Source organism: Shewanella sp. SP1S1-7 (genome assembly GCF_031932105.1).
In the GTDB taxonomy this organism is placed as follows: Bacteria; Pseudomonadota; Gammaproteobacteria; order Enterobacterales; family Shewanellaceae; genus Shewanella; species Shewanella baltica.
Genome location: NZ_JAUOEU010000004.1, coordinates 1 through 21357 on the forward strand (window position 1 = coordinate 1; position 21357 = coordinate 21357).

Sequence of the window (21357 nt, forward strand, 5' to 3'; positions counted from 1 at the left end):
AAGACGGGAGAGAGCTAACCTGAGCTTAAAATATTGAATTCAGGTTAGCTTTATTTGCAGTTAAATCATATTTATAGCTGCTCTGGATATTATAAAGATTAGTGAGCTTCATCCCAGTTATCACCAATACCCGCTTCGGCAAGTAGTTCAACATCGAGATCGGCGGCTTGTGCCATTAAAGTGCAGATTGTCTTTTTAAGCGCTTCTGCTTTATCCGCATCGACTTCAAACACCAATTCATCGTGAACCTGCATGATCATAGTGATTTCGCCTTGGGTTTCTGTCTTGATCCACTGGGCAATATTGATCATGGCCTTTTTGATGATGTCGGCAGCCGTGCCTTGCATTGGCGCGTTAATCGCAGCACGTTCAGCACCTTGGCGGCGCATCGCATTACGATCACGGATTTCGGGCAAGTAGAGGCGACGACCAAACAGAGTCGATACATAACCTAAGTCGGCAGCTCCCGCACGCGTTTCTTCCATATAGCGTAATACGCCAGGATAACGGGCAAAATAAGTGTCGATATAGGTTTGTGCTTCGTGGCGCGGGATATCGAGCTGACGTGCTAAGCCAAAGGCTGACATGCCGTAAATTAAGCCGAAGTTAACCGCTTTGGCGCGGCGACGCTGTTCTGTGGTCACGTCCTCAAAGTCAGTACCAAATACTTCGGCAGCCGTCGCTCTATGAATGTCTTTACCCTCGGCGAAAGCTTTGAGTAAGCCTGCATCTTGGGATAAATGCGCCATGATCCGCAGTTCGATTTGCGAGTAGTCGGCGGCCAAAATTTTACGACCTGCGGGGGCGATGAAGGCTTGGCGTATGCGACGGCCTTCCTCGGTGCGGATAGGAATATTTTGCAGGTTAGGCTCGCTCGATGATAAGCGCCCCGTTGCAGCATTAGCTTGATGATAGCTAGTGTGCACGCGACCCGTTTTAGCGTTGACCATTAGTGGCAGTTTATCTGTGTAAGTGCTCTTTAATTTAGATAGGCTACGATGTTCGAGGATCACCTTTGGTAGAGGGAAATCTAATGCTAATTCAACTAGCACTTCTTCCGCGGTTGATGGTGCGCCCTTAGGGGTCTTTTTGGTGATCGGGTAACCTAGCTTTTCAAAAAACAGTACTTGCAGTTGCTTAGGCGAACCAAGGTTAAATTTCTCACCGGCAATGTCGTAGGCTTTTTCTTCTAAGGTATCGATTTTACGCGCCAGCTCGTCGCTTTGCTGGCCGAGTAACATGCTGTCGATTAATACCCCTTGGCGTTCAATATCTGACAATACTTGGATCAGCGGCAATTCGACTTCGGTAAACATAGCGGCAAGTTCGGCTTCTTTCTCGAGTCTTGGCCACAAATGTTGGTGTAAACGCAGGGTGATGTCGGCATCTTCGGCCGCATAAGGCGCAGCCGTTTCCAGTGGAATTTGGTTGAAGGTCAGCTGTTTTGCACCTTTGCCAGCAATTTCTTCAAAACTGATATTTTTATGGCCTAAGTATTTGAGCGCTAAGCCATCCATATCATGGCGCGAAGCCACTGAGTTGAAGACATAGGATTCGAGCATAGTGTCGAAAGCGACGCCCTGCAGTTTGATCCCTGCATTGGCTAAGATACTGATGTCGTACTTAAGATTTTGACCGACTTTCTTCAGTTTCGGATCTTCAAGCAACGGGCGTAGTTTTTCTAGCGCGACGGATTTATTGATTTGAGTCGGCGCGCCAACGTAATCATGGGTCAAAGGCAGATAAGCGGCTTTTCCTGCCTCAACGGCGAAGGAGATCCCGACTAATTCCGCTACCATGTAATCTAAGCTGGTGGTCTCGGTATCTACCGCCATCAAGTCGGCTTGTTTAAGCTTAGTAATCCAAGCGTCTAATTCGGCTTCCGTGAGAATGCAGTCGTACTGTGTTTCTATCGCTTCGACTGGAGTCGAGTCTTCCTGTGTCTCGGCTGCCGCATCAATTGGGGTATTTGCAGTGATTTTATTATCTAAGACTTCGGCTAACCAACGCTTAAACTCCATCTCGCCGTAGCATTTGATCAGTTCATCTTTGTCCGCGGGCTTGATGGTGAGTTCGTGCCAGTCTTGCTCAAGTTCGACATCGGTTTTGATGGTGGCGAGTTCGTAAGAAAGCTTGAGCATGTCGGCATTTTCAATGATCTTCGCCGCCATGGTTTTAGAACCTCTAAAGCCGAGCTCGGCGACTTTTTCGGGTTCAGCTAATAAGTTACTCACGCTGCCGGCTCCTGTGAGCATAGCGAGCGCTGTTTTCTCACCAACGCCGGGTAAGCCGGGAATGTTGTCGGCCTTGTCGCCCATCAGCGCGAGCAAATCTATGATACGGTCTGGACCAACACCAAATTTAATCGCGACTTCTTCTGGGCCCATTATGGTGTCTGTCATGGTGTTGATGAGCGTGACGTTCTCATCGACTAACTGCGCCATGTCTTTATCGCCAGTGCTGATAAGCACGGCACGGTTTTCTAAACTGGCTTGGCGAGCAATAGTGCCGATCACGTCATCGGCTTCGACGCCGGAAATCGAAATCAGTGGTAAACCCAGTGCACGAATAATGCGGTGTAAAGGTTCGATTTGCGAACGTAGGTCATCAGGCATAGGTGGGCGCTGTGCTTTGTATTCGCTGTACATGTCATTGCGGAAGGTTTTGCCCTTGGCATCGAACACGACTGCGATATGGCTTGGCTGATAGCGAGTCAGCAAGCTGCGTAACATATTCACTACGCCATAAACGGCACCGGTTGCTTCGCCCTTTGAGTTTGTCAGGTGAGGAGGCGCATAATAAGCGCGATATAAATAAGAAGATCCATCCACAAGCACAAGTGGGTTTTTAGCGACGGTTGGCATAAGTATTTTTCGTTTATCGATGACTTAGATGGCGCTAAGCATGCCACATAAGCGCTATTTCAGCCACGGCAAAATGACTCCCAGCCTGTGGATAAGTCTGTGAGTGAAAAAGTCAACTGAGAATAATGGCGATGATTACGGCTTAGTGCGATATTTTTAAGTTGTTGTTTTTTATATTTATAAAAGATTTGTGTGAGTTCAATACTGTTTCTTAAAAAATCTTCCCAATTTGTGGATTTTTTATTGACTCCGTAAAATACATCTAAGGATTGGCTTAATTTTCGGCACCCGTCAGATTCGACGAATTAAGTTAGCACGATTTTTAATCAGATCAACTAGTTTGTTTGTAGTTTGTTAAAACTTAATGACATAAGAAGGATATTTTTAATGAAAAAAGTCGCAGTGTTACTGAGTGGATGCGGTGTTTTCGATGGAACAGAGATCCATGAATCGGTTTTAACGCTTTTATGCTTATCCAAAGCGGGGGTTCACTACCAATGTTTTGCGCCTGATATCAAACAGATGCATGTGGTAGATCATTTCACTGGCGAGGTCGATGCTGCTGCAAGTCGTAATGTGCTGGTGGAGTCGGCGCGTATCGCCCGTGGCGAAGTTAAAGCGACCACAGAATTAGCTATCGCCGAATTTGATGCCTTGATCATTCCCGGTGGTTTTGGTGCGGCAAAAAATCTGTGTAATTTTGCGACGAACGGCAGCGAGTGTGAAGTGAACCCGCTGGTCACTGATTTTATTAATGAGTTCATCTTGGCGAAAAAGCCCGTTGGCTTTATCTGTATCGCCCCTATGATGATCCCGCGTTTATATCCCCATGGTGTAAAAGGCACTATCGGTAATGATAGCGATACTGCCGCGGCGTTTAATTTGATGGGTGGAGAGCATCAAGTCGCCACTGTGCATGAGATCGTCGTGGATGAAGCCAATCGGATTGTCAGCACTCCCGCTTATATGTTGGCTGGAAGTATTGCTGAAGCGCATTCAGGCATCGAGAAGCTGGTTGCTAAGGTACTGGAGATGACTGACGCGCGTTAGGTTTGTAGAAGTGTAAGAGCGCGTCATTGAACCAAGATAAATCCCATGCGTTCTTCTGGATTTATCTTGGTATAACGGGATTAGATTGAGCTTGAGGACTTGCGGCTATCGAATAAACCTTGGGCTAACCCTATGAGTAAGCCACCAATGTGGGCACCGTTCGCAACGGCAACCCCTAGAATATCCGTGAATCCCAATGCCAACCAAATCATCATAAAGGCCATATATGATGGCGGTAAGCCTATACCTGCCACAGGTTTACGTATCCCCATGATCCAAGTGTAGCCCACCACGGCATACACAACGCCGGATAGCCCGCCAAAGTTAGGTCCACCGACATAATATTGGATGACGTTTGGCAGTGTGCCCGCCACAAACAGCAAGATTAGCAATGGTGCTGTGCCGATTCGGGTTTCGATTTTACCGCCTAAATACCACCACCAGAGCAAGTTAAAGATGACGTGCATGGCTGAAAAATGCAGCAGGCTCGGAGTGAAAACGCGCCAGAATTGACTGAACTCTGAATTTGGTACCGCGCCAAAATAGGACAGTGCTGCGTAGGTTTGGTTGACGAACCCTAAGTTCATCGCCGCAAAAATGAGTACGCAAACCGCAAAAACGATCAACGTGACTGGGCCTGCGCCGGTAATGAATTGGGTAAACAACTGTAGCGAAGGGGCACCGTAATCTATCTTAGTTTGGGTATCGCCGTGTTCCCACGAGGCTTGCAGATATTTACTGTCGTAGGGATGAGTCATGAAATGGGCAAACTCTTTGCGCGCTTGTTCCAGATCTTTGTCATGGATGACGAGAATGGCGACACCTTGCTCCAGCGGCTCAATTTGGCAGTCAATGTGCTCACCTTTGAGGTAATCGACAAATGCCTGCGCGGCTCTACTGTTGGGGAGTCGGCCAATTTCTATCATGCATTTGCCTCATGCCAGGCGCTATAGCCGCCGTCTAGACTGTAAACGTCATCAAATCCTTGCTCGCATAAATACTGCGCCGCATTTTGGCTGCTCATACCGTGGTAACAAACCACTACCAGTGGGCTGTCCATATCGGCTTGGCTAATAAATTGCGCGAGGTTTTCGTTATTCAGGTTAGTTGCACCTGCAATATGGCCGTTGGTGAAGCTATTGCCATCGCGGATATCGACGATTTGCACTGGCTGTGCTTCGGTCATTTGCAGCAATTGATTAACGCTTAAGTGTTTAAAGGAAGACATAATAAAACCTGACAAAGCTAAGAGATGGAAATCAAGATGGGATAAGTGTGCAACAAGGGGCTGCGAGTGTACAGCCCCTATCTAAGTAATGCTCGGCAGGATTAATCCCAGCTGAGGATCACTTTACCCGATTGGCCCGAGCCCATAGCGTCGAAACCTTGTTGGAAATCATCAATCTTGAAGTGGTGAGTGATGATAGGCGAAATATCTAAGCCTGATTGGATAAGGCTCGCCATCTTGTACCAAGTTTCGAACATTTCGCGGCCGTAGATGCCTTTAATGACCAAACCTTTGAAGATCACTTTGCTCCAGTCAATCGCCATTTCGCCACCAGGAATACCCAGCATAGCGACTTTGCCGCCGTGGTTCATGGTATCTAACATGGCGTGGAAGGCTGATGGTACGCCAGACATTTCTAAACCGACGTCGAAACCTTCGGTCATGCCCAGTTCTTTCATCACGTCTTTCAGGCTTTCTTTAGACACGTTCACTGCGCGAGTCGCACCCATTTTTCGGGCCAGCTCTAAGCGGTATTCGTTAACGTCGGTGATCACCACATGGCGCGCACCTACGTGACGACATACTGCCGCAGCCATAATGCCGATTGGGCCTGCGCCTGTGATCAATACGTCTTCACCGACTAAATCGAAGGATAATGCTGTGTGTACAGCGTTACCAAATGGGTCGAAGATTGACGCTAAATCATCGCTGATGTCATCAGGGATTTTAAAGGCGTTAAAGGCGGGAATCACTAAATATTCCGCGAATGAACCTTCACGGTTTACACCGACACCTGAAGTGTTACGGCATAAATGGGTGCGGCCCGCGCGGCAGTTACGGCAGTGGCCGCAGGTGATATGGCCTTCGCCAGACACGCGGTCGCCAATCTTAAAACCACGCACTTCTTGGCCGATATCAACCACTTCGCCTACATATTCATGGCCAACAACCATAGGGACTGGAATGGTTTTTTGTGACCACTCGTCCCAGTTGTAGATGTGCATGTCGGTGCCACAAATCGCCGTTTTTTTAATTTTGATCAGCAGATCGTTGTGGCCCATTACTGGCTTAGGCGCATCGACTAACCAAATACCTTTTTCGGCTTTTAACTTGCTTAGTGCTTTCATTGTCTTAAGTCCTAAATAATGCCCATTTCTTTGGCAATACGGGTAAAGGCGGAGATCGCTTTGTCGAGTTGCTCACGGGTATGTGCCGCTGACATTTGCGTACGGATACGGGCTTGTCCCTTAGGAACTACTGGGAACGAGAAGCCAATAACATAAATATGTTCTGCTAATAAGCGGTTAGCAAAGTCGCCCGCCAGTTTCGCATCGCCAATCATCACAGGGATAATCGCGTGGTCGGCGCCGCCTAAGGTAAAGCCAGCTGCTGACATTTGCTCACGGAAATAACGGCTGTTTTCCCATACGGCTTCGCGCAGGGCTTGGCCTGATTTCAGCATTTCTAACACATGGATAGACGCAGTCACGATTGACGGCGCTAATGAGTTAGAGAACAGGTAAGGACGTGAACGCTGGCGTAACCAGTCGATGACTTCTTTTTTACCCGAAGTGAAACCGCCCGATGCGCCGCCTAGTGCTTTGCCTAAGGTGCCTGTGATGATGTCGACTCTGTCCATCACATTGCAATATTCGTGGGTGCCACGGCCGTTTGCGCCGATAAAGCCTACCGCGTGAGAGTCATCGACCATCACCAGTGCGCCGTATTTATCTGCTAAATCACATACGCCTTGCAGATTAGCAATCACGCCGTCCATCGAAAATACGCCGTCGGTGGCGATCAAGATATTACGGGCGCCTGCTTCTTTCGCGGCGATCAACTGAGTTTCTAAATCGGCCATGTCGTTGTTGGCATAGCGGAAACGCTTGGCTTTACATAAACGTACACCGTCGATGATAGAAGCATGGTTTAGCGCATCGGAAATAATCGCGTCTTCAGCATCTAACAAGGTTTCGAATAAACCGGCGTTAGCATCAAAACATGAAGAGTAAAGAATGGTGTCTTCAGTGCCGAGGAATTCGCTCAGGCTAGCTTCTAGCTTTTTATGGATATCTTGGGTACCGCAAATAAAGCGCACTGACGCCATACCAAAGCCGTGGCTGTCTAAGCCCTGTTGGGCGGCTTTGATTAGCTCTGGGTGATTCGCTAAGCCTAGGTAATTATTCGCGCAAAAGTTAATAACTTCTTGCTGATTAACTTGAATGGCTGTCTGTTGCGGTGAGGCAATAACACGCTCGCTTTTATATAAGCCTTCGGCTTTGATGTCTGCAAGCTGTTGATTAATCTGTGCGTAGAATGAGGTAGAGGCCACCTGATATCTCCTTAGTTAACTTTATTCTGATTTTGGGAGTGGCGGCATTCTAACTCTAAACCTAATCGGCCTACAGCCTTTTTTTCATGCAGGTTCGCAAGATAAACTAGTTTAGGGCTAAAGTTGTTTTTACATTATAAAAACTAATGTGCAACATAAGTTTGCCACTGTTTGGCTGAGTCTTCTTTTAAGGAATGTAGAGCGAAAAACGGGCTCGCACTCAGTACTATAATTGCTTTGAGTCCAGTACCGAATGCGAGTTCCCAACAAAGGTGTTTGGGATGATGTTAGAGGGATTCTTGACTCGCTAGCGCGTGGTAATGTTGCTCTAGGCGAGTAAAAGTCGCGACGGATGTCGGGGTTGCATAGGCTTTGAAAATCATCAGTACCCTCAACACACCTTCATAGAGCGTCGCTTTAGTGATGGTCGACGTGCTGGATTGCGTGAGTTGGTAACCAATCCAAAAGCTGACGATCATCTTGATGGTATCCGCCAGTGGCGTGATTTTGTCGCTCTCTAAGTGTAAAAAGCCATCTTGCTTAAGTTTATGCAGCACATGGCTAGAACGCGTTAAAACTTGTTGCTGTGCATGCAAATAACGTTTTTTTAGCTCTTCATCGCGAGCGAGAATATCCGCAAGGTTGGCGTACATGAAGCGGAATTGCCACAGGGTATAGAACATCGCATCGAAGTAGCCGATTAACAGTTCCACATCCACTTGCTTATCTTCATAGGGTTGGAAACCCGATTCGAGATGATTCTCATATAAGCTGAAAATACAGCGGATAATGTCTTCTTTATTGCGAAAATGGTAATAAAGATTCCCGGGACTCATATTTAAGTGAGCGGCAATGTGATTGGTGGTGATGTTTCTTTCGCCATGCTCGTTGAACAGTTCAAGACTGGCATAGATTATTTTGTCGCGGGTTTTCATAAGTTATCCAAATTGCTAGTGAACGCCACATCATAGATAGAGTTAACCAACGACCGCCATACTGCTGGTAAATTATCCCTAATTTGGTGCATATGCTAACATTGCCGCCATTCATCAGGCAAAACTCATAAGCACGTTTTTAATGAATCGTTTTCTCTATTCCACGATCTTATATTTATTATCCCCTTTGCTAATCGTCTATTTAGCATTTCGTGCTATCAAAAGCCCTGATTACCGTGGTCGTTGGGGGGAGCGTTTTGGATTAACCCGACTAAAATCGACGGATTTACTGATCCATTCTGTGTCTATGGGGGAAACGCTCGCGGCAATTCCCTTGATCCGTTTGATTATGCAATCACACCCTGAGCTAAGCATTACGGTTACCACAACCAGTCCAACTGGGTCTGCGCAGGTGCGCAAAGCCTTTGGTGACTCAGTGCAACATTGTTATTTGCCCTTTGACTTACCTTGGTGTGTGCGGCGTTTCTTGCGCCAAGTCTCGCCCAAGTGGTGCGTGATTATGGAAACTGAGCTGTGGCCTAACTTAGTTGCTGTTGCTGCCAAACGCGGTGTGCGTTTGATGTTAGCTAATGCACGCCTGTCGGCCAAGTCGGCGGCGCAATATGCTAAGCATCCAACACTCAATCGGCCTATGTTGCAACGACTCGATGTTATTGCGGTGCAGACTCAAGTAGAAGCGCAACGTTTTATCGAGTTAGGAGTATCGCCGGACAGAGTGACAGTATGCGGTAGCTTGAAATTTGATCTCAGTATTACGCCTGAGCGTTTAGCTAATGCCAAGCAGTTGCGTCAGGCTTGGGGGCGTGAAACCTCGCCGATTTGGGTTGCTGGCAGTGTGCATCCTGGAGAATTTGACGCCATGCTCGCCGCCCATAGGAAATTATTGGCTCTGTGGCCCGATGCCTTGCTGATTATTGCGCCGCGTCATCCTGAGCAGTTTTCTGCCGTTGCTGAGGTTGTTGCCAGCCAAGGTTTTGAATTAATTCGTCGCAGCAGTAATCTTCCTGTGACGGCAACGACTCAAGTGCTGGTGGGCGATACCATGGGTGAACTTCTGACTTTTTACGGCGCGGCGGACCAAGCCTTTGTCGGTGGCACGCTGATCAATAATGGTGGCCATAATCCCTTGGAGCCAGTCGCTATGGGCGTGCCTGTTATGGTGGGGCCGAACCATTGGGACTTTGCCCAAATTACGCAGATGTTGGCGGATGCTGGTGGGTTAAGGGTTGTCACTTCGTCGGATGAACTGGCGGCTAACTTGATTGCCTATTTTGCGAAACCTGAGTTGCGCCAGCTGGCAGCAAACGCGGGATTGGCAGTGGTTGAGGCAAATCGCGGTGCCTTGCAACGACAATTTCTTCTCGCGCAATCATTAATCAATTAATTCAACAAGATAATTTATTTAGTGGTTCAGGCGCTTTGCATCGCCGCTTGGTAGCCCAGCAGCAGTGATGACCAGTTATCGGCAGTGAAGGCAAGGTTTGGCAGTTTGCCTTGTTCTTTATTAAAGGAGCGTAACAGTCTGTCTAGATTCGATTGCTGCCATTGCGGGCTCGGTGTTTTTAACTCACCGCGGTCGAAATCGATAAGATAAAAGCGCTCTGGCGTTATGGGTGCAGTTTGCGCAGGCTGGAACAGAATATTTTTGGCATTGAGATCGGCGTGGTATACACCGCGCAGGTGGAATTGGGCGATAGTTGCTCCCAACGCCTGCCATTGCTCAGTGCTTATTATCCCTTTGCTGAGTTTAGCGACTAAATCTTCGGCGCCTTCGACCCGTTCGATAATGATATCGGCGCGGTAAAATAATCCATCGCGTACTATGTTGGCGGCAATCGGCTTAGGTACGGCAAAATTTTCGTGATACAAAATGTTTAATAAGCGTAACTCACCCATGGCGCGGGTATTTTCGAGGCCAGTATAAACGTAAGCGTCTTTGCTGAATTTCTCCATTAAGCCGCCACGCCAATAATGCCGCAATACCCAATGACTGTGCTCAAATGCCACAAACCAAGTGGTGTAGCGGCCTTTTGATGAACCGACGACAGCATTTTTAGCTCGCCAAAAATCCACCGAGAACCACGCGGGATCGATATCTGTTGGTGTATCTTGGCAAAGCGCCATGTGACCTTGGGCGGTTTTTATGAGCTGTATCTGAGCATTCATGGGAGATTTGTTGACTTAAGCGTGGCACCTAGGACCATTCTACATTAAGATCCTTAGCTTGCGCCAAATAACCTTAAGAGCTTTTAGCTTCAATCCCAATGAGTTTAAATCCCAATACCATGAATTCCCTTTGTTTGCTGCGCTTATCCGCTATCGGTGACGTCTGTCATGCCGTGGCTATGGTGCAGGCGATTCAGCGGCAATACCCCGAGCTCAAAATCACATGGGTGATCGGTAAACTCGAATATCAATTGTTGAAGCATTTACCTGGTATTGAGTTTGTTATTTTCGATAAATCTCAAGGATGGCGCAGCTATTTTAATTTGCGTAAGGCCTTAAAAGGCCGACGTTTTGACGTGCTGCTGCATATGCAGGTTGCGCTACGTGCAACCTTGGCTTCATTAGCCATTTCGGCAAAGGTGCGCATAGGTTTTGATCGTGCCCGCGCTAAAGAAGGCCAGTGGCTAGTGACGAATCGTAGGGTTGAGCCCTTGGCCAAGCCCCATGTGCTCGAAGGATTTATGGGCTTCGCTAAGGCGATTGGCGTCAAGGATCTCACTCCCCAATGGCATATTCCTGTACCCATTGCGGATACTGAATTTGCCCAGACGCAGATTAAAGATAATGAAAAAGTCTTTATCATTTGCGCTGCCGCGAGTAAGGCTGAACGTAACTGGTTGCCCGAGCGTTATGCTGCCGTCGCGAGTCATGCGATTGCTAAAGGGTTTAGAGTCATGCTGTGCGGTGGCCCAACTCAGCTTGAGAAGGATTTAGCCGAGCAAATCTTGCAGGCTTGCCCTTCTAAAATCGATAATTTAGTGGGCAAAACCAGTCTGACTCAACTCTTAGCGCTGCTAAAACGCGCCAGTTTAGTGTTAGCGCCAGATACCGGTCCTGCGCATATGGCGGTGACCCAAGGCACGCCAGTCATTGGTTTATATGCCCATTCCAATCCCGGGCGCACGGGTCCGTATTTATCGCAGCAATATGTGGCGAGCGCCTATGATGAGGCCATCAGGTTGCAGCATAGTGGACAAATTAAGTGGGGAACTCGCGCTAAAGGCGAGCATCTAATGTCATTGATTAGTGTTGAAGCTGTGATTGAGAAGTTTGATCTGGTGGCGTATGACACTAAAACTTCAGAATAAATTTATTTGGATTAAAGGTTAATTATGGCTCCTCAAAAAGCCCCTAAGTTCTTGTTTATCCCAGTCTCATCGGCTGAGGGCATAGGTGAGTATATGCGCTCAATGATCATTGCCGATGAGGTGAAAAGAACTTGGCCGAATGCCGAGATAAAGTTTATTTTAAGTGAACAAGCACCCTATGCGGCTCAATGCCCTTATCCGGCAGTGCTACTTGAAGATACGCCGACTAAACAAGTCAAAGCGGTGAATCAAATCATGTCTGATTACCTGCCCGATATAGTATTGTTCGATGCTTCTGGGCGTAAATCACAGTTAGTCCATGCCCATAAACTCGGCGCTAAGGTCATATTTCTCAGCCAGCACAAGCGTAAGCGTAGCCGTGGAATGAAAATTGGCCGCGCTTTAGTGACGGATTGTCATTGGGTCGTGCAACCAGAATTTGTGATCGGTCCTATCAGTTGGTTAGATCGCCTGAAGCTGAAACTCATTAATAAACCCGCGCCTTTGAATATAGGTCCTGTCTTTACTCAGCCCGATGCAAGCACTCAAGCGGCATTATTAGCGCAATATCAGCTAACGCAAAATGAGTTTGTATTATTTAATGCGGGTTCTGGTGGGCACAAGGTAAATGGCGAATTAGCCGCAGATATTTTTGCTCAGGCCGCTCATGAAAGCTATAAAGCATCTGGCATAACAAGTGTCATGGTTTTTGGCCCTAATTATCCAAATCCTCTGCCTGAGCTTGAGGGGGTAGTTGTTATTCCTCAATTGAATAATCAGCAATTTATTAATATTTTGGCCGCGGCTAAGGCTGCCGTATTGAGCGGTGGAGATACTTTATTACAAGCGATAGCGCTGCACAAACCGACATTAGCGGTTCCTGTATCGAAGGATCAGCCGCCACGAATTGAAAAATGTATATCTGCAAATGTTGCTTTTGGCTGTGAGATTGAGCTTGATACGCTTAATGGTAATATTAAGCAGTTATTATCTTCCGATGGTATTATGCGATTGGCAACAAGTTTAAATAAAGATTCTAAATTGGATGGACTTGAGCTTGTGATAAAGCAGTTAGAACAGTGGATTAAGTTTTAAGGGAAAATCTTAAATTTATTCTTTTTAAAGAATTTAGAGGCTCTCAAGTTATGAGTGTTAATGAAAATGTGTGTGATTATTGTGACTTTATCGTCGATTTGACTAGTTTGGATAAACCAAGATTACCAGGTATAAGTGCCATTCTTCGTATAAAAAATGGTGCAGAATTTTTAAGACTTAGTATTGAGTCTCATTTACTTTATTATGATGAGATTGTTGCCTGTTATAATGATTGTGCAGATAACACTGCTGAAATATTAAATGAATTAAAAGAGAAATACCCTGAAAAAATAAAGATTTTTGAATATTTACCTAAAGTACATCCTATTTTTTCAGATGAACATAATAGCTGCGTAACAGATAATGTTCATAGTTTGGCAAATTTTTATAATTATGCTCTTTCAAAAGCTAGCTATAAAATAGCAACAAAATTAGACGATGATCATGTTGCTATCGACAAAAATCTGACTCCAGTAATAACGGAAATTAGACGTGATATGTTATTGGGTGTTAATAAAATATATACATTCTCCGGTGTGAATTTAGCTTTAGATACGAATGCTAAATTAGGGGTTTATAAAAGAGAACCTCTAGTTGGTACTGGGGATCATATGTACTTTCCTGTTTCTTCAGATATCTACTTCTCACAAGAAAAAAATGTTGAGGCATTTAGATTTGTTGGTAGGAAAATTGAAAAAAAATATATGGGGATAATGTATTTTCACCTAAAGCATTTGAAAAATGGTTATGGATTTTTAAATTTGGAGCCAAAAAAGCGTGATGAGGTTATGCAGCAATATGCTTCAAATTCAGACGTTGTTAGTTTAGATGACTTTATTAGCGAAGATTCTATAAAGAATCTACGAAAATATCATAACGTTATTGAGTATTGGTTACGAACACGAAAAACATTCAATACTATCATTTATGTATTATTTAAAAGAAATCCACCATTAAGAATTACCCGCTTACACCAGCTTTTTCAGGATTTAAATGGTATTGATTTAGATGAATGCGTTATGAAGCGGTTGGAGAGGTTTTAATTTATGATGGACCTGTTGTGAGGAATAGTTATGAGTAATAGCACAGTTTCACTAGTTATCACGAGTTGTAATCGTTTTGACTTACTTGAAAAAACAATTGAAAGTTTTTTAAAGTATAATACTTATCCTATATCACAATATATTGTTATAGAAGATAGCCACAATCGTGAAAAACTTGAAAAAACACTCAGTAAGTTCAAAGGGGTTGAATTTACTCTGGTTCATAATGAACCTCAATTAGGACAAATGAAAAGTATCGACAAAGCCTATTCATTAGTCACTTCTGAATATATTTTTCATTGTGAAGATGATTGGGAGTTTTATCGTTCAGGGTTTGTTGAAAACTCGCTTAAAGTGTTACTTTCAGATGAGAAAGTTGTAACCGTTTGGCTGCGTGAAACAAGTGATACTAATGGGCATTCAGTGTTGCCTGAGTTATATACTTGTCCTACCGATGAGTCGTTAAAGTATCAAATAATGCATACAAATGACTTACTTCATGGTGTCTATTGGCATGGTTTTACTTTAAATCCAGGTTTAAGACGTTTAGCTGATTATCAGATTATTGCACCAATCGCCCAATATGCCAGTGAAAGTGGTACTGGTAATAAATACTATGAGCTAGGATTTAAAGCTGCAATCTTCCCTGAAGGTAGTGTTAGGCATATAGGTTATCATCGAGGCATTCGATATAAAACTAATATAGCTAAGTGGCGTAAAGATTTTAATGTTGCCTTTAGACGATTTAAGTCAAAAATGCATAGCATACTAAAAAGATAGAAGATAAATACAGATAGATAGTGCAACAAGGCGAGAATATGAGCGAGTAAAAATACATCTGATTATCTGATGTGTGAATAAGCTCAATTTGATTTGAGTTTACTTTGTGTCCATTTTGGAGTGTGAAATTTGCTCATACTCTGCCTTCTGTGGTCGCTGCATATATCTTTTAATGAGTGGTTTGATATCATAAACCTCATAATTTTTGTGATAATTTTTTGAGGTTGGAATGAAGATCTTAGTAACGGGTGGTGCAGGGTTTATTGGTTCAGCATTGATCCGGTATATCTTAAGTAACACCGAAGACTCGATCGTGAATCTCGATAAATTGACCTATGCGGGTAACTTAGAATCTCTGGCTGGCGTTGAATCGAATCCAAGCTATCAATTTGAAAAAGTTGATATTTGTGACAGAGCAGAGTTAGACCGTGTATTTTCTGCTCATCAACCTGATGTTGTTATGCATCTTGCTGCTGAAAGTCATGTCGATCGTTCGATCGATGGTCCTGCCGCTTTTATTGAAACCAATATTATAGGCACATATCAGTTGCTGGAAACGGCTCGTCATTATTGGCGTGGACTCGATGCTGAGCGACAGTCACGGTTTAGATTTCACCATATTTCTACCGACGAAGTGTTTGGTGATTTGCCTAATATGACGGATCTTTTCACTGAGACGACATCTTATGCGCCCAGTAGTCCGTATTCTGCCTCTAAGGCGTCGAGCGATCATTTAGTGCGTGCCTGGCATCGCACTTACGGCTTGCCAGTTATTGTCACAAATTGTTCGAATAACTATGGGCCCTTCCATTTCCCCGAGAAGCTTATTCCCTTGATGATCTTGAATGCTTTGGAAGGCAAGGCTTTACCTGTCTATGGTAACGGCCAACAGATCCGTGACTGGTTATATGTGGAAGATCATGCCCGCGCACTTTATCGAGTCGTGACTCAGGGCGTTATTGGTGAGACTTATAATATCGGTGGGCATAACGAGCAGAAAAATATCGATGTTGTGATGGCTATTTGTGAGTTATTGGAAGAGTTGGCGCCGACAAAACCTAACGGCGTAAATCGTTATAGTGATCTCATTACCTATGTTGATGATAGGCCTGGGCATGATCTGCGTTATGCTATTGATGCGTCTAAGATTGCGTCAGAATTAGACTGGCATCCTGAAGAGACTTTCCATTCAGGTATTCGTAAAACGGTTGAATGGTACCTCGCCAATCAATCTTGGTGCCAACATGTGCTTGATGGTTCATATCAGCGTGAACGTTTAGGTGTGTAACCATTTCACTCAATAAAGTTAATATGATTTTAGGTTTCAGTCATTTTGCCGTGGCTTGAAAGCTAAGCTCTAACATCTAGGATATTTAATGAAAGGTATTATTCTTGCGGGTGGTTCTGGTAGTCGTTTATATCCTATCACTCGAGGTGTCTCTAAACAGCTATTGCCTGTTTATGATAAGCCCATGATCTATTATCCATTGTCGACACTTATGCTAGCAGGAATCCGTGATGTATTAGTGATCACTACGCCGGAAGATAATGCGAGTTTCCAGCGATTATTGGGTGATGGCCGCGACTTTGGTATCCATATTTCCTATGCAATTCAAGAGAGTCCCGATGGCTTAGCGCAAGCATTTATTATTGCTGAAGATTTTATTGGTAATGATAGTGTTTGTTTGGTACTTGGCGACAATATCTTTTATGGCCAATCTTTTAGTAAAACCCTCAGACAGGTAGCGAGTCGACCTACTGGAGCTACGGTATTCGGCTATTACGTAAGAGATCCCGAGCGTTTCGGTGTTGTGGAGTTTGACCAAGATTATCGCGCCATTAGTATTGAAGAAAAACCAACTACACCTAAATCAAATTGGGCTGTGACGGGACTATATTTTTATGATAATTCGGTCATCGATATCGCTAAAAGTATCAAGCCATCAGCCCGTGGTGAGCTTGAAATTACTGATGTGAATCAAACATATCTTAATGCTGGCAGTTTAAACGTTGAAATTCTTGGGCGTGGTTTTGCTTGGCTCGATACTGGTACGCATGAAAGTCTACATCAGGCTTCTTCTTTTGTGCAGACAATTGAAAATGTTCAAGGCCTAAAAGTGGCATGCTTAGAAGAAATAGCATGGCGAAATGGCTGGTTGAGTGATGCTGAATTGATTGCGCTTGCTCAACCTATGTTAAAAAATGACTATGGCCGCTATTTAGTCTCACTTATGGATAAGCGATAGTCCGATGCTTTTTTATATAGTTCAATTCATTGTGGGTAAATAAGCTGATGAAGATACTCGTCACCGGTGCCAAAGGACAAGTCGGTAGTCAATTGGTTGAGAAACTGAGCAGCGGCATTAATACCTACGTGGAATTATTAGCAGTGGATCGACACTTGCTGGATATCACCGATGAGTTGGCCGTAAATGCTTGCATTGAACGTTTTCGCCCTGATGTTGTGATCAATGCCGCCGCTTATACTGCGGTGGATCGGGCGGAGCAAGATGAACTTAATGCAAAGCGTGTAAATCACTTGGGGCCCCTTTATTTAGCTGTTGCGGCCAATAAGATTAAAGCCACTATGATCCACGTTTCTACCGATTATGTGTTTTCTGGTGATGCAAAAGTTCCTTATATTGAGTCAGATACAGTCGATCCTCAAAGTGTTTACGGTGAAACCAAGCTGGCGGGTGAACAAGCTGTTATAAATACTAATCCTCAGCATTTTGTTTTGAGAACTTCATGGGTTTTTGGCGAGACTGGGGCTAATTTTGTCAAAACGATGTTGCGTATTGGTCGTGAACGGTCGGATATTCGTGTTGTCTGTGATCAATTTGGGAGTCCCACTTATGCGGGTGATATTGCCGACACGCTGATCGCTATGGCAAAACGCTCAATGGAGCATGAATGTCCTTGGGGTATCTATCATTTTAGTGGCTCACCCTACGTTTCTTGGCATGAATTTGCACAGTATATTTTTGACGAGGCCTATGCCCAACGGTGTCTAAATACGCACATTAAGGTTAAGCCTATTACTACATCTGAGTACCCCACTGCCGCTAAAAGACCCTTAAATTCACGGTTGAATTGTACAAAAATTGCAACAAACCTAGGTGTTTATGCGAGTGATTGGCGATTGGCGTTTAAAGACATTAAGGCCTATTTATAGTAGTAAGACCATGAATATTATAGAAACTAACATTGTAGATGTGAAAATTATCGAGCCTCAAGTTTTCGGTGATGAACGTGGCTTTTTTATGGAGACTTGGAGTCAGAGAGATTTCCAACAAAAGGTCGCCGACTGCCTATTTGTGCAGGATAATCATTCGAAGTCTTGTAAAGGGATACTGCGCGGTTTGCATTATCAGACTGAGCAAACTCAAGGCAAACTTGTACGAGTTACCTCGGGTGAAGTCTTCGATGTGGCAGTTGATTTGCGTAATAATTCCCCGACTTTTGGCCACTGGGTTGGTGTTTACTTATCCGCAGAAAATAAAAGACAGTTGTGGATTCCTGCAGGCTTTGCCCATGGTTTTTATGTCACGAGTGATGAAGCTGAATTTGTGTATAAATGTACCGATTACTACCATCCAGCCTCTGAACAGAGTATTGCTTGGGATGATCCCGAGTTAGCAATAGCTTGGCCGATAACTGTCCCTCCCATATTGTCTGCTAAAGATAAGATGGGGACGGCATTTGCCGATGCTTTTACATTTTAGTTCGTCGAGGTTTACTGTAAATGTATGATCGAAAACGCCAAGCGATAGTAATTCTTGTGAGTTATTATTCGCATTACAAGGAAAGCGCACTTAAGTACAGTGCCGATATTCTGTCAAAAATTTCCGACAAAGTTAAAATCTGCGTTGTATACAATACGGTTGAGGCGCGTACGCAAACCACTCAATATGATCACTTTATTGATTTTGAGCTTGAAGGCAGTAATAAAGGTTGGGAGTTTTCTGCTTGGGACGAAGGGCTTGCCCATGTTCGACAGCAGATTAATATAGCAGATGATGATGTACTGATTTTTGCTAATGATACTTTTTGCCACCATTGGCCGTTTTCATCCCTTAATGTGAAATTTATTAGTCAGGCTATTAATTGCGCTAGCTTTGGTGAGGTAGTGGGCGATATAAAGCATTTTAAACAGACCATTCAGTTAAACCAGGTGACGGGTGATGCGTGGATTGCGTCTTATTTATTGGCAGTACATATGAAGGATATCGGGCTATTACTACCGTTCGATAAGATTGGTTGCGATGATGATTTTAAAGCGTCGATTCTAGTCAATCATGGCAAGATTGAGTTTGCCCGTAGCTGTGCTGAAATACAAAACCATTTGTCGACTTATATGTTTCCTACCAAACAAGGTAAAGGCTGGTATAACGCGAGTTGTAAAAATCCAGAGCTGATAAAGCTTAAGGTGATCGCCATTCTCAATGAGATACTATTGTCTATAACTTGTGTTCAGCGTGGCGGTAAGTTAGTTTCATTTCATCCGCAGAAGTGGATGCGATCGTTAAATCGTTTTCGGCGGAAGTGGATGGCATTTAAGCGTAAATTAAGTTAGCAGCGTGTTTTAGGGTATCTTCTTGGGTGCCTTTAATGAATATATGATAGCGGTGGGATGTACTTTTACTATGCACACAAGAGCGATTTATCCTGGGACGTTTGATCCCATTACCAATGGTCATGCCGATTTGATTGAGCGAGCGGCTAAGCTGTTTAAGCATGTGATTATTGGTATTGCAGCCAATCCTTCTAAGCAACCAAGATTCACCTTAGAAGAGCGGGTTGAACTGGTAAATCGTGTCACCGCTCATTTGGATAATGTTGAAGTGGTTGGATTTTCGGGTTTACTGGTGGATTTTGCCAAGGAGCAAAAGGCCAGTGTGCTAGTGCGTGGCTTACGTGCGGTATCTGACTTTGAATATGAATTCCAGCTAGCAAATATGAATCGTCGATTGAGCCCAGATCTGGAAAGCGTGTTTTTAACGCCTGCCGAGGAAAATTCCTTTATCTCCTCAACCTTAGTAAAGGAAGTCGCTTTGCATGGTGGCGATGTGAGCCAATTTGTTCACTCAGAAGTGGCGAAAGCATTAGCAGCAAAGCTTAAGCTGGCTAAACCTTAGATTTTAGCCGTTTTTTACGTAGGCGTTTTGTGTTAACTTTGAGGCATTGTGGCCTCGCGATGATACTTAAAAGGATGTTATGAAGGCTTTTTTAACCCCCACGATCCTTGCTACTAGCATTGCCTCTGGCCTATTTTTTTCTTCAATGCTTGCTGCTGCCCCTTGGGTTGATGCCTCGGACATTTATCTTCGAGCCGATATTCAAGCGTTGGCCGATGCGGGTGTGATCACTGTTCCTGTGAATACTTATCCCTTGATGTGGTCAGGAATTGGCGGCGATTTAGCAAAAGTAGAGCCTGAATTGCTTTCTCCTAGTCTAGTGCAAGCCTTTGCTCGGGTTAACTTTTACTATCAAAATGCTGTCGATAATCGCGGCAATGCGAGGGTTAAAGTCTCGGGCGCGACCGATCCTGCTCGTTTTCAACACTATGGCTCCAATTATCGCGAGAAAGGTGAAGTGTTGGGTTCCTACGAGTATTTAGGATCGCGTGTTGCCTATAAGGCGACTGTGGCAGAAACCTATGATCCACAAGATAATAAAAATTTTCGCCTCGATGAGTCATATTTTGCCATCATTTTCGGTAATTGGATTGCGACCTTAGGTTCGGTTGAACAGTGGTGGGGGCCTGGATTTGACTCTGCATTGCACCGATCTAATAACGCTCGTCCTATGCAGTCGCTAACACTGAGCCGCAATAATGCTGCAGCCTTTGAAACGCCATGGTTATCGTGGATTGGTCCTTGGACATTTAAAACTGGATTTAGCTTAACGGAAGTCGAGCGTGCTGTGCCTAAAACGGCTGAGTGGGATATGCGCTTAAGTGCAAGACCGATTAAGCAACTAGAAGTGGGTCTGTCGTGGTCTACATTATTTTGTGGAGAGGGCCAAGATTGTAACTTCAACTCTTGGTGGGATTCGGTTGCCAGCAACTCAGTTTGCCTCTATGGTACAAGTGATTGCGCGCAAGAAGATCGCCATGATGCAGGTCATAGAACCCAAAGTATCGATATGCGTTATAGCAGTTCTTTGCAGGATATTCCTGTGGGATTATATCTCGAACATAGTTGTGAGAATGGCAGCGACTGCGGCTCACTTTGGGGAATTGACACCCATTTTGGCACATCGGGTAAGCAGTTTAAGCTGTTTATGGAATATTCAGACACCTATGTAAAATGTGATGGCGATAGTGCCAATTGCTTCTATGAAGATCCTGTCTATCTTAGTGGTTCTCGTTATTATGGCCGTGCTTTAGGCTCAACCTATGATAGCGATGCTCAAACGTTTGTGGTGGGATTAGTCGGCCAATTTAGTAACAGCCGAGGTTTTACCTCTTTATTGCGTTATGCGAAGTTGAATAAAGATGGCACTAATGTGGCGAGCACTTGGGCGCCACAACCACCGAAGGAAGATTTGTTGATGCTTGAGTTTTCCTATCGTATGCCTGTATGGAAAGGCATGTGGAGTTTAGGTGGAACGGTATCGAGATCGGAATTTGATGTTCAAGAAAACGATACTAATGCCACGCTCTTTAGCAGTTTTGAGTATCGCTTCTAATC

General features: G+C 44.6%; 20 protein-coding genes. 13 read left to right on the forward strand and 7 right to left on the reverse strand.

All coding sequences use genetic code 11. The features are described from left to right. Positions 1-98: 98 nt before the first annotated feature. Positions 99-2864, reverse strand: a complete 2766-nt coding sequence (gene polA / locus Q4Q49_RS04535) for a DNA polymerase I (protein ID WP_311998734.1) — start codon at positions 2862-2864, stop codon at positions 99-101. Positions 2865-3251: 387 nt separating this feature from the next. Between polA and elbB the strand changes: the two genes are divergently transcribed. Then, entirely contained in the window at positions 3252-3914 is a 663-nt protein-coding gene (gene elbB / locus Q4Q49_RS04540; RefSeq protein WP_311905388.1) for an isoprenoid biosynthesis glyoxalase ElbB, read from the forward strand. A gap of 80 nt (positions 3915-3994) precedes the next feature. On the opposite strand, the gene glpG is transcribed toward elbB, so the two are convergent. The 5 genes from glpG to Q4Q49_RS04565 all read right to left on the reverse strand — a co-directional run bounded on the left by glpG (position 3995) and on the right by Q4Q49_RS04565 (position 8409). Continuing rightward, positions 3995-4840 carry a rhomboid family intramembrane serine protease GlpG gene (glpG, locus tag Q4Q49_RS04545; protein WP_311998735.1) on the reverse strand — a complete coding sequence of 282 codons (846 nt, stop codon included), beginning with the start codon at positions 4838-4840 and terminating at the stop codon, positions 3995-3997. Continuing rightward, positions 4837-5142, reverse strand: coding sequence for a thiosulfate sulfurtransferase GlpE (gene glpE / locus Q4Q49_RS04550; RefSeq protein WP_006084745.1), 306 nt, complete (start codon positions 5140-5142; stop codon positions 4837-4839). Before glpE ends, glpG begins: the two co-directional genes overlap by 4 nt. 101 nt (positions 5143-5243) lie before the next feature. Beyond that, complete coding sequence (gene tdh / locus Q4Q49_RS04555) at positions 5244-6269, reverse strand: L-threonine 3-dehydrogenase (RefSeq protein ID WP_006079369.1); 1026 nt, start codon at positions 6267-6269, stop codon at positions 5244-5246. Positions 6270-6280: 11 nt separating this feature from the next. After that, positions 6281-7474 carry a glycine C-acetyltransferase gene (locus Q4Q49_RS04560; protein WP_107403002.1) on the reverse strand — a complete coding sequence of 398 codons (1194 nt, stop codon included), beginning with the start codon at positions 7472-7474 and terminating at the stop codon, positions 6281-6283. A gap of 287 nt (positions 7475-7761) precedes the next feature. Then, positions 7762-8409, reverse strand: a complete 648-nt coding sequence (locus Q4Q49_RS04565) for a TetR/AcrR family transcriptional regulator (protein WP_106648831.1) — start codon at positions 8407-8409, stop codon at positions 7762-7764. A 142-nt stretch (positions 8410-8551) separates the two neighbouring features. Between Q4Q49_RS04565 and waaA the strand changes: the two genes are divergently transcribed. Further along, positions 8552-9814, forward strand: a complete 1263-nt coding sequence (gene waaA, locus Q4Q49_RS04570; protein WP_311998736.1) for a lipid IV(A) 3-deoxy-D-manno-octulosonic acid transferase — start codon at positions 8552-8554, stop codon at positions 9812-9814. 26 nt (positions 9815-9840) lie between these two features. On the opposite strand, the gene Q4Q49_RS04575 is transcribed toward waaA, so the two are convergent. Further along, on the reverse strand, positions 9841-10596 hold the full coding sequence (locus Q4Q49_RS04575) for a 3-deoxy-D-manno-octulosonic acid kinase (RefSeq protein WP_311891607.1): 756 nt from the start codon (positions 10594-10596) through the stop codon (positions 9841-9843). Positions 10597-10694: 98 nt separating this feature from the next. Between Q4Q49_RS04575 and Q4Q49_RS04580 the strand changes: the two genes are divergently transcribed. The 11 genes from Q4Q49_RS04580 (at position 10695) to Q4Q49_RS04630 (ending at position 21355) form a co-directional block, all read left to right on the forward strand. Then, the gene (locus Q4Q49_RS04580; protein ID WP_311891608.1) at positions 10695-11744 is read left to right on the forward strand and encodes a glycosyltransferase family 9 protein; all 1050 of its coding nucleotides are present in this window, start codon (positions 10695-10697) and stop codon (positions 11742-11744) included. Positions 11745-11768: 24 nt separating this feature from the next. Continuing rightward, positions 11769-12839, forward strand: a complete 1071-nt coding sequence (locus Q4Q49_RS04585) for a hypothetical protein (protein WP_311891609.1) — start codon at positions 11769-11771, stop codon at positions 12837-12839. Positions 12840-12889: 50 nt separating this feature from the next. Then, positions 12890-13882, forward strand: a complete 993-nt coding sequence (locus Q4Q49_RS04590) for a hypothetical protein (RefSeq protein WP_311891610.1) — start codon at positions 12890-12892, stop codon at positions 13880-13882. 30 nt (positions 13883-13912) lie between these two features. After that, entirely contained in the window at positions 13913-14662 is a 750-nt protein-coding gene (locus Q4Q49_RS04595) for a glycosyltransferase family A protein (protein ID WP_311891611.1), read from the forward strand. Between the two features lie 229 nt (positions 14663-14891). After that, complete coding sequence (rfbB, locus tag Q4Q49_RS04600; protein ID WP_107950034.1) at positions 14892-15950, forward strand: dTDP-glucose 4,6-dehydratase; 1059 nt, start codon at positions 14892-14894, stop codon at positions 15948-15950. A gap of 88 nt (positions 15951-16038) precedes the next feature. Beyond that, on the forward strand, positions 16039-16908 hold the full coding sequence (gene rfbA / locus Q4Q49_RS04605) for a glucose-1-phosphate thymidylyltransferase RfbA (RefSeq protein WP_311891612.1): 870 nt from the start codon (positions 16039-16041) through the stop codon (positions 16906-16908). A gap of 47 nt (positions 16909-16955) precedes the next feature. After that, the gene (gene rfbD, locus Q4Q49_RS04610) at positions 16956-17837 is read left to right on the forward strand and encodes a dTDP-4-dehydrorhamnose reductase (protein WP_311891613.1); all 882 of its coding nucleotides are present in this window, start codon (positions 16956-16958) and stop codon (positions 17835-17837) included. Positions 17838-17847: 10 nt separating this feature from the next. Next, entirely contained in the window at positions 17848-18387 is a 540-nt protein-coding gene (gene rfbC, locus Q4Q49_RS04615; RefSeq protein WP_311891614.1) for a dTDP-4-dehydrorhamnose 3,5-epimerase, read from the forward strand. Between the two features lie 20 nt (positions 18388-18407). Beyond that, entirely contained in the window at positions 18408-19238 is an 831-nt protein-coding gene (locus Q4Q49_RS04620; protein ID WP_107950026.1) for a hypothetical protein, read from the forward strand. 70 nt (positions 19239-19308) lie between these two features. Continuing rightward, a complete protein-coding gene (gene coaD, locus Q4Q49_RS04625; RefSeq protein WP_311891615.1) occupies positions 19309-19800 on the forward strand; it encodes a pantetheine-phosphate adenylyltransferase in 492 nt (163 codons plus the stop codon). Positions 19801-19879: 79 nt separating this feature from the next. Continuing rightward, on the forward strand, positions 19880-21355 hold the full coding sequence (locus Q4Q49_RS04630; protein WP_311998737.1) for a capsule assembly Wzi family protein: 1476 nt from the start codon (positions 19880-19882) through the stop codon (positions 21353-21355). Positions 21356-21357: the final 2 nt, after the last annotated feature.

Bases quoted from the DNA above. Each gene is read 5' to 3' on its own strand.
- polA (WP_311998734.1), bottom strand. From the start codon at position 2,864: ATGCCAACCGTCGCTAAAAACCCACTTGTGCTTGTGGATGGATCTTCT.
- elbB (WP_311905388.1), top strand. From the start codon at position 3,252: ATGAAAAAAGTCGCAGTGTTACTGAGTGGATGCGGTGTTTTCGATGGA.
- glpG (WP_311998735.1), bottom strand. From the start codon at position 4,840: ATGATAGAAATTGGCCGACTCCCCAACAGTAGAGCCGCGCAGGCATTT.
- glpE (WP_006084745.1), bottom strand. From the start codon at position 5,142: ATGTCTTCCTTTAAACACTTAAGCGTTAATCAATTGCTGCAAATGACC.
- tdh (WP_006079369.1), bottom strand. From the start codon at position 6,269: ATGAAAGCACTAAGCAAGTTAAAAGCCGAAAAAGGTATTTGGTTAGTC.
- Q4Q49_RS04565 (WP_106648831.1), bottom strand. From the start codon at position 8,409: ATGAAAACCCGCGACAAAATAATCTATGCCAGTCTTGAACTGTTCAAC.
- waaA (WP_311998736.1), top strand. From the start codon at position 8,552: ATGAATCGTTTTCTCTATTCCACGATCTTATATTTATTATCCCCTTTG.
- Q4Q49_RS04575 (WP_311891607.1), bottom strand. From the start codon at position 10,596: ATGAATGCTCAGATACAGCTCATAAAAACCGCCCAAGGTCACATGGCG.
- Q4Q49_RS04580 (WP_311891608.1), top strand. From the start codon at position 10,695: ATGAGTTTAAATCCCAATACCATGAATTCCCTTTGTTTGCTGCGCTTA.
- Q4Q49_RS04585 (WP_311891609.1), top strand. From the start codon at position 11,769: ATGGCTCCTCAAAAAGCCCCTAAGTTCTTGTTTATCCCAGTCTCATCG.
- Q4Q49_RS04590 (WP_311891610.1), top strand. From the start codon at position 12,890: ATGAGTGTTAATGAAAATGTGTGTGATTATTGTGACTTTATCGTCGAT.
- Q4Q49_RS04595 (WP_311891611.1), top strand. From the start codon at position 13,913: ATGAGTAATAGCACAGTTTCACTAGTTATCACGAGTTGTAATCGTTTT.
- rfbB (WP_107950034.1), top strand. From the start codon at position 14,892: ATGAAGATCTTAGTAACGGGTGGTGCAGGGTTTATTGGTTCAGCATTG.
- rfbA (WP_311891612.1), top strand. From the start codon at position 16,039: ATGAAAGGTATTATTCTTGCGGGTGGTTCTGGTAGTCGTTTATATCCT.
- rfbD (WP_311891613.1), top strand. From the start codon at position 16,956: ATGAAGATACTCGTCACCGGTGCCAAAGGACAAGTCGGTAGTCAATTG.
- rfbC (WP_311891614.1), top strand. From the start codon at position 17,848: ATGAATATTATAGAAACTAACATTGTAGATGTGAAAATTATCGAGCCT.
- Q4Q49_RS04620 (WP_107950026.1), top strand. From the start codon at position 18,408: ATGTATGATCGAAAACGCCAAGCGATAGTAATTCTTGTGAGTTATTAT.
- coaD (WP_311891615.1), top strand. From the start codon at position 19,309: ATGCACACAAGAGCGATTTATCCTGGGACGTTTGATCCCATTACCAAT.
- Q4Q49_RS04630 (WP_311998737.1), top strand. From the start codon at position 19,880: ATGAAGGCTTTTTTAACCCCCACGATCCTTGCTACTAGCATTGCCTCT.